Source organism: Sorangium sp. So ce296 (genome assembly GCF_051529605.1).
GTDB classification, from domain to species: domain Bacteria; phylum Myxococcota_A; class Polyangia; order Polyangiales; family Polyangiaceae; genus Sorangium; species Sorangium cellulosum_D.
Genome location: NZ_CP150325.1, coordinates 1393318 through 1408695 on the forward strand (window position 1 = coordinate 1393318; position 15378 = coordinate 1408695).

Here is a 15378-nt window from a genome sequence, read left to right on the forward strand (position 1 = left end):
GGAGGCGGAGCCACGGGCACACCGGCTGGGAGCAAGGCACTTCCCCTCCCCTGCAACGAAGCTGTGCTGCGAGAGCAGCACTGGACGGCCCACGCTGCGGAACCATTGCTGTCAGGGCAACACCCGGCCGCGGCCGGCGCGGCGCTCGACGGTCGTCCTCCCGGCGGGGTGCTCGCAGACGCCCCCGCGCGGCCTGTCACGCCGCGGCCACCCCCATCACGGAACCCGATTCGGGTCGGCCGGGTCGCTGCCCGCGTCCCGCTCGTCGCCGTCGCGGAAGCCATCGCCGTCGCGATCGATGCCGATACGCTCGCCCGACCCGGGCGGCACACAGGTATACGTCAGCTCGCCGCCGCGCCCCGTGGGGAGCAGGCGGAGCTCGGCGTCCGATCGCCACGGCTCGCGCGCGCGGTCGGGGTCGAACCAACCATTCCCGAGGTAAAGAAAGCCCAGCTCGGCGCCGTGCGACCGGCCCTTGACGACGAGATCGCAATCGCCGGCGTCGGCGCGCGCCACGAGCAGATCGATGCGCGGGCCGGCCGCCGCGGCGTTCGACGACGTGAGCGTGATCTGCTGGCCCACGATGGGCTTCAGGTTCGACTCCAGCGCCAGCATGTACGCTGCCACCTGGTGCTTCAGGAGGTCCCCCTCGGGGCCGACGGCGAAGCCGCCGGGGTTCTCCGGGGTCTGGACGAAATCGGAGAAGGAGTTGAAGCGGAAGAGCGTATCCACGGCGCCGTCGTGGAGGAAGCCGAAGCCGCGGACCTGGTCGCCCATATGCGCGTTCGAGCCGCCGAACGGGAACACGAACGACTCCGCCATGCCGAACATCCCGACCTTCTGGTACTGATTGCGCAGGTGCGGGACCTTGAACACCTGGGACTCGTTGGCGTTGGCCGAGCCGCCGTCGCTGCCGAAGAAGCCCGGCGCGGGGTCGTCCGGGTTGGCGTCGGGGTCGACGACGTGGCACCCGATGCACGAGGCGCCGAGGATGCTCGAGACGGGCCCCCCGAAGAAGGCGCGCCCCGCGAGCTGATCGGGCGTGAGCGCGTCGTCGAGCGCGCGGATGGGGTTGGGCGGATAGGTGATCTGGAGGATGAAGTCCGTGAAGTCCTCCATGTCCTCTTCTGAGATCGTCTGGTCTCGCCCCAGCAGATCGACGAACGCTCCACGGAATTTCTTGAACGCCGCCCGCTCGTCGAACACCCCGCTGTCCGGCTGGGAGGTGGGCTCATCATGGCCGCCCGTGCGGTCGCCGCGCCAGTGCATCGGCCCGTGGTTCGCCATGCCGCGCAGGCTCTGGGTCGTCATCGGCCCCTTCATCGGATGGAGGCTCGGATCCAGGCCGAAGAGCTCGGTACAGAACGGCCCCGGGTTGTCGAGCACGGAGCCGTCCGGGTTTCCGAGGTCCCACGCGAGGCTGTCGAAGTCGCCGAAGATGTGGCAGCTCGCGCACGACGAGTCGCCGTGGCTCGAGCTCAGCGACGCGTCATAGAGGAAGCGGCGTCCCCGGACGACGCTCGGAGGCTCCGGGTTGTGCATCGGCACGTGCGCGACCTCACGGCGGGTCCGTGTATCGATGACCGAGATCGCGTTGTCGAAGCGCGTGAGCACATAGAGCCGCCGCCTGCCTTCGTCGAGGACGAGGCCGGTCGGGCCGCCTCCGGGGACGCGGATCTGGTTCGCCGCGCTGGGCACGAACGTGCCGTCCTCGAGCCTCGCGGTGTCGAAGATGCCGATCTTGTCCGAGCCGAGCGCCGCGACATACAGGGTCGCGCCGTCCCTCGTCACGGCCATCTCCGCCGGCTGCGCCAGGCTCTTCTCGCTCTCTGCGTTCGGTACCGGCGCGCAGCAGCTGCTGTAATCGATGTGCTTGTTGAGGTGCCTCGGGACGACGCCGTCTGGGCCGAGGACGGTGATCCGGCTCTCGTGCAGGTGGCCTCGCGCGCTGTGGCCAGCGAAGAGGCCCGGCCCCTCGAAGCGCTGCTCGTTTCGGGCGTCGGTGTTGGACACATAGACCTTCCCGCTCACCGGGTTCACGACCATGTTGAAGAGGACGGTCCCCACCCCCGTGAAGAAGCCGCCTGGCCCGTCCACCTGACGCGGCGGGTTGGCGGTCGCGTCGATGACGAAGACGTCCTTATCGGGCAACGAGAAGCGCACCATGTCGTCCCAGGGGCGACCCAGCTCGTCGACCCAGTGGGCCCCGTCGAACTTGACGATCAGCCCGACCTCGGGCTGCGGAACGCCTTCGAAATTCGTGTTGGGCCAGGGCAATCCGCCCGCGGCCTCCCCGCCGTTCGGCACGAGGCTCTCGTCGATGGAGGTGGTGCGGTTCCCCGAGTGGAAGGCGGCGGCGTAGACCCGGCTGCCGTCCGGCGTCACCGCGAGCGCGCGCGGCGTGTCGCTGAAGAGCGTCACGATGGAGAGCGGCGTGCCGCCGAGCGAGGTCCCGAGCTGTCTGGCGTCGAACACCCACACGTCCGCGCGCCCCACGCCGGGCGTCGTGATCTGCGGATCGAAGGGGATGTTCTGCCCGCGGTGGGCCGTGGTGATGAAGGCCCGCGAGCGCTTCGGTCCGGCGAACACGATGTCGCGCGGTTCGTCACCCACGAGCAGCGTGCGGACGACGCGCGCCCTTTTGGCGTCTCGAACATCGACGACGCTCACGCTGTCGGACAGGTGGTTCACGACCCAGACTTCGTCGTCGCCCCGGGCAGCCACGGCGACAGGCTCGAGGCCCACGGGCACGGACGCCTCGAGCCGCAGACGATCGGCCTGGACGCGGAAGATCTCCAGCCGGTTGTCGGGGGTGTTCGCCGCGAAGAGCAGCTTGCCGTTCGCAGAGAGAGCCAGCGGGCGGACCTGGCCCGATTCGAACGTCGTGAACGAGGTGGCCGCCGCCGCGGGGAGAGGGGCAACCAGGAGCATGGCTGTAACACTGGAGCTCACAGCCAGAAGGAGGCGCAAAGAGCGTGATGGCAGCATTGTCTCAAATTATAGAAATTAAGAATATTTTACAACATCGCGCGCCGTGGCCCGGTGGGCTGGCCGGGTCCGAGGAGCATGATGCGACGGAGGTGCCGGCGAACCGCCCCGCTCCTCCGCTGGCCGCCGTGCGGGGGCTACTGCCAGCGGAAGAGCTTGAGGGCGAGCGCGAAGCAGACGACGCCCCAGCCGGCCAGCAGGGCGAGCTCGGGCGCGAGCGCGGCGAGGGGCGCGGCCTCGAGCATCACGCCGCGGAGCGCGTCGTTCAGCGCCGTGAGGGGCAGCGCCTGGATGAACGGCTGCATCGCCGCCGGGAAGCGCTCGGTCGAGAAGAAGACGCCGGAGAAGATCCACATCGGGAACATCGCCAGGTTGGTCAGGCCCGAGACGCCCTCGAGCGTCCGCGGCCGCGCCGCGACGAGCAGGCCGAGCCCGACGAACGACAGCGCGCCGACCACGATGACCAGCGCGAGCGCGGCGAGCGAGCCGGCGATCGGCACGCCGAGGGCGAGGACCGCGAACAGGAGCAGGGCGACGACCTCGATCGCCAGGAACACGAGCCGCGCCCCGAGGTGCGCGACCAGGAGCTGCCAGCGCTTCATCGGCGCCGCGACGAACAGCTTGAGGAGCTTGCCGATGCGCTGCTGCACGATCGAGAAGCCGATCGCCCACATCCCGGTCGACATCACGTTCATGCCGAGCAGGCCGGGCACGAGGAAGTCGATGTAGCGCGAGCCCCGCTCGGTCATCTCGAGCGCGGCCGGGCGGAACGCGTCCGCGCGCCCCGCCGCGCGCTGGAGCGCCTCGTCGACCTCGAGCCGGGCGGCGCGGCTCTCCGGCCGCGTCGGATCGAACCAGTACGTGGGCGGATCGGTGTCCAGCACGACCAGCGCGACCTTGCCGGTCCGGAGCTCCCGCTGCGCCTGCTCCCGCGGGACCACCCGGGGGGCGACCTGCCCCGAGGCCTCGAGCGCGGCGCGCCGCGCCTCGGCCCCGGCGCCTGCCTCGACGCTCACCGGCAGCGGCTCAGCGGCCCCGCCCCCGAACGCGACGGCCAGCGCCGACGAGAGCAGGATCGGGAACACGAGCATCCAGAAGATCGCCTCGGGCTCGCGCAGGAACTCCACCACCCGCGCCCGGATGAGGAGCGCGAGCGGCGAGCCGCGCAGGGAGCGGAGTCCCCTTGCCATCACGCCGCCTCCTCGCTCGCGAGCTTCCGCCCGGCGAGCGCCATGAACACGTCCTCCAGGCTCGCGTGGTGCGTCGCGAGCCGCCTCGGCGCGGCGCCGCGCGCGGCGCAGAGCGCGAGCAGCGGCGGGAGCACGCGCGCCACGTCGCGCACCGTGAGCCGGAGCGCCCCCTGCGCCGAGCGCACGGCCTCCACGCCGGGCAGGCCCCGGAGCTCCTCCTCGTCGAGCGCGCCGTCCACCTCGATCTCCACGACGTGCTCGGCGCCCAGCGAGGCGACGAGCGCCGCCGGCGTGCCGAGCGAGAGCAGCCGCCCGCGGTCGACGATCGCGACCCGATCGCAGAGGCGCGCGGCTTCCTCCATGTAGTGCGTGGTCAGGAGGATCGTGCGGCCGCGCGCCTTCAGGTCCTCGACGATGTCCCAGATCTCACGGCGCGACGCCGGATCGAGGCCGGTGCTCGGCTCGTCGAGGAAGAGCACCTCCGGGTCGCCCGCGAGCGCGCAGGCGAGCGACAGCCGCTGCTTCTGCCCGCCCGACAGCCCGCGGACGAACGCGCCCGCCTTCTCCTGCAAGGACACGCGGCGCAGCGCCTCCTCCGGGTCGAGCCCGCGCGGGTAGAAGCTGCGGAACAGCGCGATCACCTCGCCGACCCGGAGCTTGTCCGGGAAGCGCGTCTCCTGGAGCTGGATGCCGAGGCGCCGGCGCAGCGCGATGCCGTCGCCCGTCCAGCGCTCCCCGAGCACCTCGACGTCGCCGGCGTCGGCTCGGGTCAGCCCCTCGAGGATCTCCACCGTGGTCGTCTTGCCCGCGCCGTTCGGGCCGAGCAGGCCGAAGCACTCGCCGCGCCGCACCTCGAGGTCGAGCCCGTTCACGGCCACGACGTCGCCGTAACGCTTGACCAGACCGCGGCAGACCAGGGCGGGAAGAGCGGACACGGAACGCATGTATCGCGACGAGCGCCGAAAAGGAACCGCCGCGCTGCAATCATGCGCAGACGACGCGGACGACGCGGACGACGCGGACCGCGCAGGCGGCGCGTGCCGGGCGGAGGCGCGCTCCAGATCGCCCGCGGCGCACGGAGCGCGCCCGCACGCGCCCACAGGAGCGCCGGAAAATTCGACAGCCGACGCGACGCATTGCCTCTCCGGAGAATCGAATCTCACCAGAGCCTGCGGCAAGCGCGACGAGCGTGGCCCTGCAAGGAACCATCCGGTCCGAGATCGTGGCTGGCCGGTCTGCAATCTCAGAGCGACGGAGTGGGGGGCGCGTGGTGAGCGATGAAGAGGGAGTGGTGCCCGTGCACTGCGGCGAGGTCATCGCGGACCGCTACCGGGTCGAGCGGCTGCTCGGGATCGGTGGGATGGGGGCCGTCGTCGCGGCGCGGCACCTGTCGTTGGGCGAGCTCGTGGCCATCAAGTTCATGCGGGCGGAGCACTGCGGGAACGCGGCGCTGCTGAGGCGGTTCCAGCGCGAGGCGCGCGGGATGTTCCGGCTGAAGACCGAGCACGTGCCGCGGGTCTACGACCTGGGCGCGCTCGCGCCGAGGGCGGGGGTCGCGCTGCCGGTGCCGTACATCGTGATGGAGCACCTCTCGGGCAACGATCTCCGCTCGATCGTGGAGCGCCGCGGGCGGCTGCCGGTGGACGAGGCGGCCGAGTACGTCCGCCAGGCCTGCGTCGCGCTCATGGAGGCGCACGCGCTCGGGATGGTGCACCGGGACCTGAAGCCCGCGAACCTGTTCCTGACGTACCGGACCGACGGCACGCCGCTCGTCAAGGTGCTCGACTTCGGGGTCGCGAAGTTCACGTGCGCGAGGCCCGAGGAGGACGGGCTCGAGATGACGACGGCGCGGTCGGTCATGGGCTCGCGCCGTTACATGGCGCCCGAGCAGATGCTCACGCCCAAGGACGTGGACCTGCGCGCCGACCTGTGGGCGCTCGGGGTGGTGCTCTACCAGCTCGTGAGCGGCGCGCTGCCGTTCGGCGCGGAGACGCTGGAGCAGCTCGTGCTCGTCGTGTCGGAGCAGGCGCCCCGGCCGCTGCGGAGCGCGTGCGCCGAGCTGCCCGAGGGGTTCGAGGAAATCGTGATGGGCTGCCTCGAGAAGAACCGGGCCCGCCGTCCAGCCTCGGCCCGCGAGCTCGCCGCCGCGCTCTCGCCGTTCGCGCTGCGCGGGCCGCCCGACGCGACGCTGCCCACGGCGGTCCACCGGAGCCAGCCGACGTACACGTGGCTGGACGAGGGGCCGCCCACGTCCGCCGTCCGGCCGCCCACGACCGCCATCCGGCCGTCGGAGGCGCCGGGATCCGGGGTCCGCCGCCCGAGGCGGGCTTGGCTCGCGGCCGGCGCCTTCTCCGCGAGCGCCGCGCTGGCCGCGACCGTCGCGCCGCCCGGGTGGCCGCGCTCGACGGGGGTCGCGTGGTCCGACGGCGCCAGCCCGCAGCACCTCGCCGGGGTGCCGCAGGGGCTCGCCGCAGGGCCCCTGGGGACCACCGCGGCGGACGGATCGCTCCTCGCGCCCCGCACCGCCGGCGACGACGCGCTGCACGGCGGCGACGGCGCGGCGTGCGGCGCGCCCGAGACCGACGTCGGAGCGATGCTCCCGGACGTGTGCGGCGGGGCCGGCGCCGTCGCGCCGGCGAGAGGCGCGGCGCACGCGCGGGCGGGCGCCGGGAGACCGCCGCGGGCGGCCGCGCGCACGGCGCTCGTGGCCGGGGCGTGGGTGGGCCCGGCGCCGCAGGGGCGGCCCGAGCGACAGGAGCCGTCGGGGGCTTCCGGGGATGCGCCCTCGGCAGGGCGCGATGGGGCATCGCGGCGGACTGGGCCGACCGAGGCGCGCTCGCCGGCGGCGAGCGCCGTCGCCGCCGCGGGGGCGGCGGGGACGGCGGCCGCGGAGCTGGCGGCTCCGGTGCCGGCGTCCGGTCCGGGCACCGCGGCCGGCGCGCCGATCCCCGTGGCGGCGCCCGGCCGCGGCGCGGAAGCCCCGCCGTCGGCAGGCACGCAGGACAGCCCCTGGTGATCGCCATGTGCCGAGGAGCTCTCCCGAAGCTCAGCTGCTCGCGTCCGCGCGAGCTCGCCTGTGCCCTCGCGGCGCTGTCGTTGCTCCTCTCGCCGGCGAGCGGCACGGCCGCCGCGCCCGGCATGGGGCACCCCAACCCGGGTCAGCTCAACCTGGGTTCGTCCGGCTCGCACCTCAACCCGGGTCAGCCCAACCCGGGTTCGTCCGGCTCGCACCTCAACCCGGGTCAGCTCAACCCGGGTTCGTCCGGCTCGCACCTCAACCCGGGTCAGCTCAACCCGGGTCAGCCCAACCCGGGTTCGTCCGGCTTGAGCCACCCCAACCCGGGTCAGCTCAACCCGGGTCAGCCCAACCCGGGTTCGTCCGGCTTGAGCCAGCCCAACCCGGGTCAGCCCAACCCGGGTCAGCTCGGGGCGCACAAGGAGCAGGTGCTCGCGCTGTATCAGGCAGCGAGGCAGCTGCTCGACGCGGGGCGCGTCGCGGAGGCCTGCGCCGTGCTCGAGCAGGGCAGGACCCTCGATCCGACGGCGATCAACCTCCTCCTGCGGCTCGGCGAGTGCCTCGCGCGCGCGGGCAGGACCGCGGGCGCCTGGAACGTCTTCAGCGAGGCCGCGGCCGTCGCGAGGAGCGCGGGCGACCCCCGCGCCGCGCGCGCGGCCGCGATCGCAGCGGCGCTCGAGCCGCGGCTCTCGCGCATCACCATCGACGTGCCCACGGCCACCGCCGCGCCCGGCCTGGAGGTCCGGCGCGACGGCGTGCTGATCCCGCCCGCGCAGTGGGGACGGGCGCTCCCGGTCGATCCTGGAACGCACACGGTCGAGGCGCGCGCGCCCGGCAGGAGGCGCTGGTCCACCGTGCGCGCCGTCCCGCCCGACGGCGCGCGCGAGCTCGTCCACGTGCCCACCCTGGAGCACGATCCGCCCCCGCGCGCGCCCTCCGCGGCGCTGCCCGGCCCCGGCGGGCAGGCGCCTCGCCTCCTGGCGAGCGCCGGCCGCAGCGACGGCGACGGCGGCGGGCGCGCGCAGCGGGTGATCGCGCTCGCGAGCGGCGGCGCCGGCCTCGTGGGGCTCGGCCTCGGCGCCGCGTTCGGCCTGGAGGCCATCGCCCGCCGGGATGCCTCGAACCGGGGCCACTGCGACGCGCGGAGCCGCTGCGACGCCGCCGGGGTCGCGCTGCGCGAGGACGCGCAGGCGGCCGGCACCGCCTCGACGATCGCCTTCTCGGCCGGCACCGCCGCGCTGCTCGCGGCCGGCCTGCTCTTCTGGACCGCCCCGCCGAAGGCCGCCGCCCCGCCCGCGCGCCGCGCCGCGGCGGCGGCCACGGCCGGCCCCGGGGCGTTCTCGCTCGTCGTCGGCGGGAGCTACTGACATGCGCGCGCGCGGCTCGATCCCGATCGTCGGACGGCTCTCGCGCGGGGCGCTCGCGGCGCTCGTGGCGCACGGCTGCGCCGGCTGCAACGCGCTGCTCGAGCTCGAGGACGGCATCCTCGTGGAGGAGCGCTGCGAGCCGCTCTCGGCCGTCGCCTGCTACACCGGGCCGCCGGCGACCGAGGGGGTCGGCGCCTGCCGGACCGGCCTCCGGCGGTGCAACGCCGCCGGCGACGGCTACGGCCCCTGCGAGGGCGAGGTGACCCCCGCGCCGGAGCGCTGCGGCAACGCGGCCGACGACGACTGCGACGGCGCGGTCGACGAGGCGGACGGCGGCGCAGGCGACCCCGCGGACGGCGGCGTCTGCGCCTGCGCCCCGGGCGCGGTCGAGGCGTGCCCGTACGGCGGCCCGCCGGGGACCCTCGGCGTCGGCGCGTGCAGCGCCGGCCAGCGGACGTGCGGGAGCGACGGCCGGTGGGGGGCGTGCACCGGCGAGATCACGCCGCGCGCCGAGGACTGCGCCACCCCGGCCGACGAGGACTGCAGCGGCGGAGGCGACTGCGGCGCGGTGATCCCCGGCGGGGTCCTCGGCGCGCTCCTCGGCGGCTCCGGCCACCAGTGGGCGCGCGCGCTCGCGGCGGGCCGGGACTTCGCGATCCTGGGCGGCGAGTTCGAGGGCTCCCTCGATCTCGGCGCCGGCCCGATGCCGACCGGCGCCGATCGGGACATCTTCGTGGCGCGGATCGAGGCGGACGGCGCGGTCGCGTGGGTGCGGCGGCTCGTCCGCGAGGGGAAAGGCGCGCTGCGGGCGCTCGCGGTGGACGCCGAGGGCAATGTCGCGATCGTGGGCGAGCTCGAGGGCATGATGGACGCCGAGCTCACCGCGGACTCGCTGCAAGGGTTCGTGATCAAGCTGGACGCCGACGGCGGGCTGGTGCGCTGGAGCGAGTTGCTCTCGGGCAAGCCGCAGGACGTCGCGATGTCGGCGGCGGGCGACGTCGTGGTCGCGTCGGCGCTCCTCGGGCACGGCGGGAGCGACGTCGAGGTGACCCGGTACAGCCCCGAGGGTGAGCAGCTCTGGGAGCGGGTCTTCGACGGGCCGGGGACGCAGGAGCCGACGGGCGTCGCCGTGGACGCGTACGGGGACGTGCTCCTGACGGGGACCTTCGAGGGCGACCTCCACTTCGGCGCGGGGACGCCGCACCTCTCGTCCGCGGGCATGAGCGACCTCTTCCTGGCCAAGCTCGACGAGGGCGGCGAGCACGTCGCGTCGCGGTCCTTCGGCGACGGCCGCCGCCAGCGCGGGGGCGACATCGCGATCGGGCCGGGCGGCGAGATCGCGCTGAGCGGGACGTTCGAGGGGCTGCTCAGCCTCGGCGGCGGCAGCGCGCTGTTCTCGGACGGGTTCTCGGCGTTCGTTGTCGAGCTCGGGGCCGCGCGGGAGCACCGCTTCAGCCGGACCTACGCGGCGGAGCAGCCGCCGCACCTCGCGCTCGAGGCGGACGGTGGGCTCGTCCTCGCCGGCACCGTCGAGGGGCCGACCGATCTCGGCGGCGGGCCGCTCGACGGCGCCGGCCGCGGCAGCGACATCGTCGTGGCGCGGCTCGACGCCGAGGGGCGCCACGTGTGGAGCAAGCGGCTCGGCCCCAGCGCCGGGGAGCGCGGCGGGAGCCGGTCCGCGGCGGGCGTCGCGGCGCTCGTGGACCGCGGCCACGTCCTGCTCGCGGGGACCGTCGAGGGGAGCGTGGACCTCGACGGGGTCGCGGCGCAGGCGCGCGCGGCCGACATCCTGCTGGTCCGGCTCTCGCCGTAAGGTCCCCGGCGGCTGGCTCGACCGCGCGCCGACAAAAACAGGACAGGCGACCCACGGGTGGTCGCCTGTCCTGCCCGGCCAGCGCCGGTCGCCCCAGGATCTCTGGCGCGCGGCGCTCGCTCAGCGTTCGCGAGATCTCACTCGCTGCAGGAGATCAGGCACTCGAAGTACGGGTTGCAGTCCTCATCCCCCTCGCAGTCCGTGGCGGCGGCCTCGTAGCAGGGAGCGTCCGCCTCGAGGTCGTTCAGACACATCACGCAGTCGGGGTTCGTCACGTCCGTCATGCCACCTTCGTCGGAGCAGGAGTCGGTCGTGGCATCGGTCGTGTCGCACACGTCGGCGCACGGCGAATCCGCCGCACAGCCACACTGAGAGAAGATGTAACCCGCGATGAGCGCGCTCTCGTCCGGGAGCTCCGTATCGCAGCAGGTCTGACAGTCATCCGCGGCCTCCTCGGCGCACACACCGGCGCCGCCCTCGCCGCCCGTACCGCCTTCACCGCCGGTCCCCGACGTGGTGGTCGTCGTGGTGGTCCCCGCGCCGCCCTCGCCGCCGGTGCCGCCCTCGCCGCCGTCGCCGCTGCCGTCGGTGACCGTACAGGCCGCCATCGCACACACGCTGACCAGGATCGCCGCAAAGTTGAAAGCTTTCATCCCTGAATCCTCCGACAAGAAGAGTTGCGCTGCTCATGGGGAAGGACGCGTCGGGCGACGCCGCCCGGCAGCCCTTCCTGTGCACTTCAGCGCCGCCGTTGGCGCCGGGTTCTGTTCCTACACCAGAAATTTACGCGATGGTATCCGCTGCGTGCTCACAGCTGCGCCCAGGGGGCGCCTCCCGGCGGTCGTTCGGCGGGCATGCGCCTCCGCGAAACGCGCCCGCCATGGTGTGTGCGCGATCGGCCATCAGCGAATTTGTGAAGCAGGAGCAGACCCTACCACGGACGCGACGCGAGGGATCGAGCGCGCCGCGTAGATAACCTGCTCTCCGGGGCCACGGCGAGATGCACCACGAGCGGAGGCGTGCTCAGCGGTTCGTGCGAAGACACGAAGCCGGCAGAGCTCGCCCGTGTGACATCGCCCTACAGGCGAGCGGGCGAGCGGTTCCGACCTGTTTGTAGCGGTGCGTCGTCCGGACGACCGCGCCGCGCAGCCGGGCTGAGCCGCGCGGCCCAGCGCGCCGGCGAGACGCCTCGGCAGCTTGCTTTGCGCTCCGACGAAGCGCTTTGAGCTCCCGCGAAGCAGGGAGTTCGCGGGCGCCTCGCGGGGCGCGCGGCGCTACGAGCCGCCCGTCGCGCGCCGCATGGCGCAGTCGAGATCGCCCTTGCAGGGATCGCTCGCCGCGCGCGCGCCGCCCAGGCTCGGCGGGGCGGCGCCGCCGCCTGCCGGTCCGCTGCTCTCGGCGCGCCTCGCCGCCGCCTTGCCCGCGCCTCCCGGGGCAGCGGGCCGGGCCTTCGCGCCGCGCGCGGTGCGCTCGTTCGCCTTGTCGCCGCGCTTCGGCGAGGTCGCCGCCTCGCGCTCGGCCTGGGCCTTCGCCTCCACCTTTGGCAGGCGCGAGAGCGCCACGCTCGCCGCGGAGCGCACCCCGGGCTGCGCGGCCGCGCGGAGCGCCTCGCGCGGGGCGCCGAGCCACACCGCGCTCGCCACGACCGCGGCGCCCGCGAGGCCCATGACCCCATACCGCGCGCCCGCCGCCCGCCGCGCGCGCGGCGGACGCAGATCGACGGGGACCTCGGAGGGCACCGGCGTGAGATCGGGTGGCCTGAACGCCGGCTGCTCCGGCCCGCCGAACGGGAAGAGATCCAGATAGCTGCTGCGCTGCTGATCATCGCCGGCGGCCAGCCCCTGGATATCCACCATCCCGGAGCCCTTTGGCCCCTGATCGCCCCGCGCGCCCGCTGGCTTCGCGGCGGCGGCCTCCACCGCGAGCAGCGCGCTCAAAGAGATCACCACCGAGTTCTCGTCCCGCGGCCCGGCCGCCGCGCCGTCCGGCGCAGCATCGCCGCTCGAGGATCGCTTATCCGCATCACCGGACATGGATTTCGTGCTTCCCATACGCTCCACCCCGCCTGCCCTCCGTGTCGTCCGAGCACAGGGCGCAGACAGCATCCACCAATTTACGTGGACTCCTCCGCTCTTGATACAAGTTTTTCGCTGCACTGGAGAGCGCACCTCCGCGCAACAGCGCCGGAGCGCTCAGCGCTCGTGCGCGCCGAGGACAGAGCGCCCCACACCGGTTCGCGCCAGCGACACCGGCGCGGCGGGTCGGACGTCCGGGCCGGCGCTCCGGCGCGGGCGCCTGGGGCGGCTCCGCCTGCGCGCGCCGCCTCGCCGCCCGCGGCGTTCCGCCCGCGCATCGCCGCGGCGCTGTCGAGACTCGCTTTGTGATCGGGGACCCCGATTGACGCTGCGGAAAGCGCACCTCGTCCCCCGGCCGGTCGACATTTCATCTCGACGAAACCTCGAGGAAACATGGCGCTCGGCATAAGACATCTCACCACGACGTCGTGTCGCTGGCCCCTGTCCGAGGGCCGAGCCTCGCTGTGCGGGGCGGTCCTTCGGTGTCCGGCCGGGAGTCTCCAGTTGCCGACTCCCGAGCTTCCCAACGGCTCTTGTGCAGTCGGTTCGCCGCGCCGCGTCGATGCAGGGCATCGAACGCGCACCGGCACCCAAGGAGGATGCGTTGAATATGTTCACGTCTGGGCTGAGCGTCGAGGAGCGGCCGGCGGCGGGCTCCTTTCGGCGGCGGTCGCTCTGCGTCGCGGCGGCGGCCCTCGCCGGCGCGGCCTTGCTCTCCGCCTGCGGCAACGAGGGCAAGGAGGCGCCGGCGCCGGGGGCTTCGCCCGGGGCGGCGCCCGCCTCGGACAGCGCCACCATCAAGGTCGGCGTGCTCCACTCGCTGAGCGGCACCATGTCGATCAGCGAGGTGGCCGTCAAGGACGCGACGATCCTCGCGATCGAGGAGATCAACAAGGCGGGCGGCGTGCTCGGCAAGCAGCTCACGCCGGTGATCGAGGACGGCGCCAGCGACTGGCCCACGTTCAACGAGAAGGCCAGGAAGCTCGTCCAGCAGGACGGCGTCGCGGTCGTGTTCGGCGGCTGGACCAGCGCCAGCCGCAAGGCGATGCTGCCCTCGTTCGAGGAGCTGAACGGCCTGCTCTTCTACCCGGTCCAGTACGAGGGCCTGGAGCAGTCGCCCAACATCTTCTACACCGGCGCCGAGCCGAGCCAGCAGATCGTCCCCGCGGTCGACTACCTGCTCGAGAAGGGCAAGAAGCGCATCTACCTGCTCGGCTCGGACTACGTCTTTCCGCGCACGGCGAACAAGATCATCAAGGCCCAGCTCGCGGCGAAGGGCGGCGAGCTCGCCGGCGAGGAGTACCTGCCGCTCGGCGGGACCGAGGTCAGCACGATCATCAGCAAGATCGCCGCGGCCAAGCCGGACGCGATCTTCAACACGCTGAACGGCGACAGCAACGTGGCGTTCTTCAAGCAGTTCAAGGACGCCGGCTACACCGCCGACAAGGTGCCGGTCCTCTCGGTGAGCGTCGCCGAGGAAGAGGTGCGCGGCATCGGCGCCGACAACATCGCCGGACACCTCGTCTCGTGGAACTACTACCAGACCACGGAGACCCCGGAGAACAAGAAGTTCGTCGAGGCGTACAAGGCCAAATACGGCGCCGCGCGCGTCACGGACGACCCCATCGAGGCGGGCTACTTCGGGGTCTACCTCTGGAAGATGGCCGTCGAGAAGGCGAAGTCGACCGAGGTCGCCAAGGTGAAGGAGGCGGTGAACGCCGGAGGCATCGAGTACGCCGCGCCCGAGGGGCTCGTCCGGCTCGACGGGAAGAACCAGCACACGTGGAAGACGGTGCGCATCGGCAAGGTCCGGCAGGACGGCCTCATCGACGAGGTCTGGAGCACGGGCAAGCCGATCCAGCCGGATCCGTACCTCACCGCATACCCCTGGGCGAAGGAGCTCGCCGCGAAGTAGCGCGGCCGGCCGCGCGAAGCGCACAGGGGGATCGCCGTGGTCCCCGCTGTGCCTCTGCGGCTCGAACCTCTCTTGCGCGGCGTCTCAACCGCTTCGGTGCTCTAGCATGAACGAAGTTCTCCTCCACGCCTTCAACGGCCTGAGCCTGGGCTCGATCCTCCTGCTCATCTCGATGGGCCTCGCGTTCTCGTTCGGGCTGATGAACGTGATCAACATGGCCCACGGCGAGTTCATCATGGCGGGGGCCTACACGACGTACGTCGTCGGGCAGCACCTCGCGCCGCTCGTCGGGGGGACGGACGCCGGGCTCTGGTTCCTGCTCGCGCTGCCGGCCTCGTTCCTCGTGGCCGGCGTGCTCGGGCTCGTGCTCGAGCTCTCGATCGTGCGCTTCCTCTACGGCAGGCCGCTCGACACGCTGCTCGCCACGTGGGGGGTCGGCCTCGTGCTGCAGCAGGCCGCGCGCAGCCTGTTCGGCGCGTCCAACGTGCAGGTCTCGAGCCCGTCGTGGCTGAGCGGCGGCGTCGCGCTGTCGGGCGGGGTGCAGCTGCCTTACAAGCGCGTCTTCCTGATCGCCCTCGTGATCGCGTGCATCGCCGCCGTCTACACGTACCTGCACCGCTCCGCGGGCGGCAGGCGCCTCAGGGCGGTGATGCAGAACCGGGAGATGGCCTCGTGCCTCGGCGTCCGCACGCGCCGGGTCGACGCCGCGACGTTCGCGCTCGGCGCGGGGCTCGCCGGGATCGCCGGGTGCGCGCTGACGCAGCTCGGCTCGATCGGCCCGTCGCTCGGGACGAACTACATCGTCGACGCCTTCATGGTGGTCATCCTCGGCGGCCTCGGGCGGCTGCCCGGGACGGCCATCGCGGCGCTCGTCATCGGCGTCGCGAACACGCTGCTCGAGCTGTCGACGACGGCCTCGCTCGGCAAGGCGCTCGTGTTCGCGCTGGTGATCGCCTTCCTGCAGTGGCGGCCGACAGGCCTGCTCGCCCTGCGCACCCGATAGGAGAGGACACG

The 15378-nt window shown here is 73.2% G+C and carries 10 protein-coding genes; 5 read left to right on the forward strand and 5 right to left on the reverse strand.

What is annotated here, in order from left to right; all coding sequences use genetic code 11:
* Positions 1-216 precede the first annotated feature (216 nt).
* From WME98_RS05200 to WME98_RS05210, 3 genes are all read right to left on the reverse strand, one after another.
* Complete coding sequence (locus WME98_RS05200; RefSeq protein ID WP_437950266.1) at positions 217-2931, reverse strand: hypothetical protein; 2715 nt, start codon at positions 2929-2931, stop codon at positions 217-219.
* 194 nt (positions 2932-3125) lie between these two features.
* Positions 3126-4178 carry an ABC transporter permease gene (locus WME98_RS05205; RefSeq protein WP_437950267.1) on the reverse strand — a complete coding sequence of 351 codons (1053 nt, stop codon included), beginning with the start codon at positions 4176-4178 and terminating at the stop codon, positions 3126-3128.
* A complete protein-coding gene (locus tag WME98_RS05210; protein WP_437950268.1) occupies positions 4178-5122 on the reverse strand; it encodes an ATP-binding cassette domain-containing protein in 945 nt (314 codons plus the stop codon). Before WME98_RS05210 ends, WME98_RS05205 begins: the two co-directional genes overlap by 1 nt.
* Before the next feature lie 323 nt (positions 5123-5445).
* Between WME98_RS05210 and WME98_RS05215 the strand changes: the two genes are divergently transcribed.
* From WME98_RS05215 to WME98_RS05225, 3 genes are read left to right on the forward strand one after another with little or no spacing between them, the layout of a single operon-like run.
* Positions 5446-7194 (forward strand): protein kinase domain-containing protein, encoded by a 1749-nt coding sequence (locus WME98_RS05215; RefSeq protein WP_437950269.1) that lies wholly within the window; start codon positions 5446-5448, stop codon positions 7192-7194.
* 5 nt (positions 7195-7199) lie between these two features.
* Positions 7200-8561: a tetratricopeptide repeat protein gene (locus WME98_RS05220; RefSeq protein ID WP_437950271.1), complete on the forward strand. Its 1362-nt coding sequence runs from the start codon at positions 7200-7202 to the stop codon at positions 8559-8561.
* A 1-nt stretch (position 8562) separates the two neighbouring features.
* Entirely contained in the window at positions 8563-10374 is a 1812-nt protein-coding gene (locus WME98_RS05225) for an outer membrane protein assembly factor BamB family protein (RefSeq protein ID WP_437950272.1), read from the forward strand.
* A 137-nt stretch (positions 10375-10511) separates the two neighbouring features.
* Here WME98_RS05225 and WME98_RS05230 read toward each other — a convergent pair whose 3' ends face one another.
* Together WME98_RS05230 and WME98_RS05235 are read right to left on the reverse strand one after the other, a co-directional pair.
* Positions 10512-11027, reverse strand: a complete 516-nt coding sequence (locus WME98_RS05230; RefSeq protein WP_437950274.1) for a hypothetical protein — start codon at positions 11025-11027, stop codon at positions 10512-10514.
* Between the two features lie 621 nt (positions 11028-11648).
* Positions 11649-12323 carry a hypothetical protein gene (locus WME98_RS05235; protein WP_437950275.1) on the reverse strand — a complete coding sequence of 225 codons (675 nt, stop codon included), beginning with the start codon at positions 12321-12323 and terminating at the stop codon, positions 11649-11651.
* A gap of 736 nt (positions 12324-13059) precedes the next feature.
* Between WME98_RS05235 and urtA the strand changes: the two genes are divergently transcribed.
* Together urtA and urtB are read left to right on the forward strand one after the other, a co-directional pair.
* Positions 13060-14364: an urea ABC transporter substrate-binding protein gene (gene urtA, locus WME98_RS05240; protein ID WP_437950276.1), complete on the forward strand. Its 1305-nt coding sequence runs from the start codon at positions 13060-13062 to the stop codon at positions 14362-14364.
* 106 nt (positions 14365-14470) lie between these two features.
* A complete protein-coding gene (gene urtB, locus WME98_RS05245) occupies positions 14471-15367 on the forward strand; it encodes an urea ABC transporter permease subunit UrtB (protein WP_020738622.1) in 897 nt (298 codons plus the stop codon).
* Positions 15368-15378 lie beyond the last annotated feature (11 nt).

Bases quoted from the DNA above. Each gene is read 5' to 3' on its own strand.
- WME98_RS05200 (WP_437950266.1), bottom strand. From the start codon at position 2,931: ATGCTCCTGGTTGCCCCTCTCCCCGCGGCGGCGGCCACCTCGTTCACG.
- WME98_RS05205 (WP_437950267.1), bottom strand. From the start codon at position 4,178: ATGGCAAGGGGACTCCGCTCCCTGCGCGGCTCGCCGCTCGCGCTCCTC.
- WME98_RS05210 (WP_437950268.1), bottom strand. From the start codon at position 5,122: ATGCGTTCCGTGTCCGCTCTTCCCGCCCTGGTCTGCCGCGGTCTGGTC.
- WME98_RS05220 (WP_437950271.1), top strand. From the start codon at position 7,200: ATGTGCCGAGGAGCTCTCCCGAAGCTCAGCTGCTCGCGTCCGCGCGAG.
- WME98_RS05225 (WP_437950272.1), top strand. From the start codon at position 8,563: ATGCGCGCGCGCGGCTCGATCCCGATCGTCGGACGGCTCTCGCGCGGG.
- WME98_RS05230 (WP_437950274.1), bottom strand. From the start codon at position 11,027: ATGAAAGCTTTCAACTTTGCGGCGATCCTGGTCAGCGTGTGTGCGATG.
- urtA (WP_437950276.1), top strand. From the start codon at position 13,060: ATGTTCACGTCTGGGCTGAGCGTCGAGGAGCGGCCGGCGGCGGGCTCC.
- urtB (WP_020738622.1), top strand. From the start codon at position 14,471: ATGAACGAAGTTCTCCTCCACGCCTTCAACGGCCTGAGCCTGGGCTCG.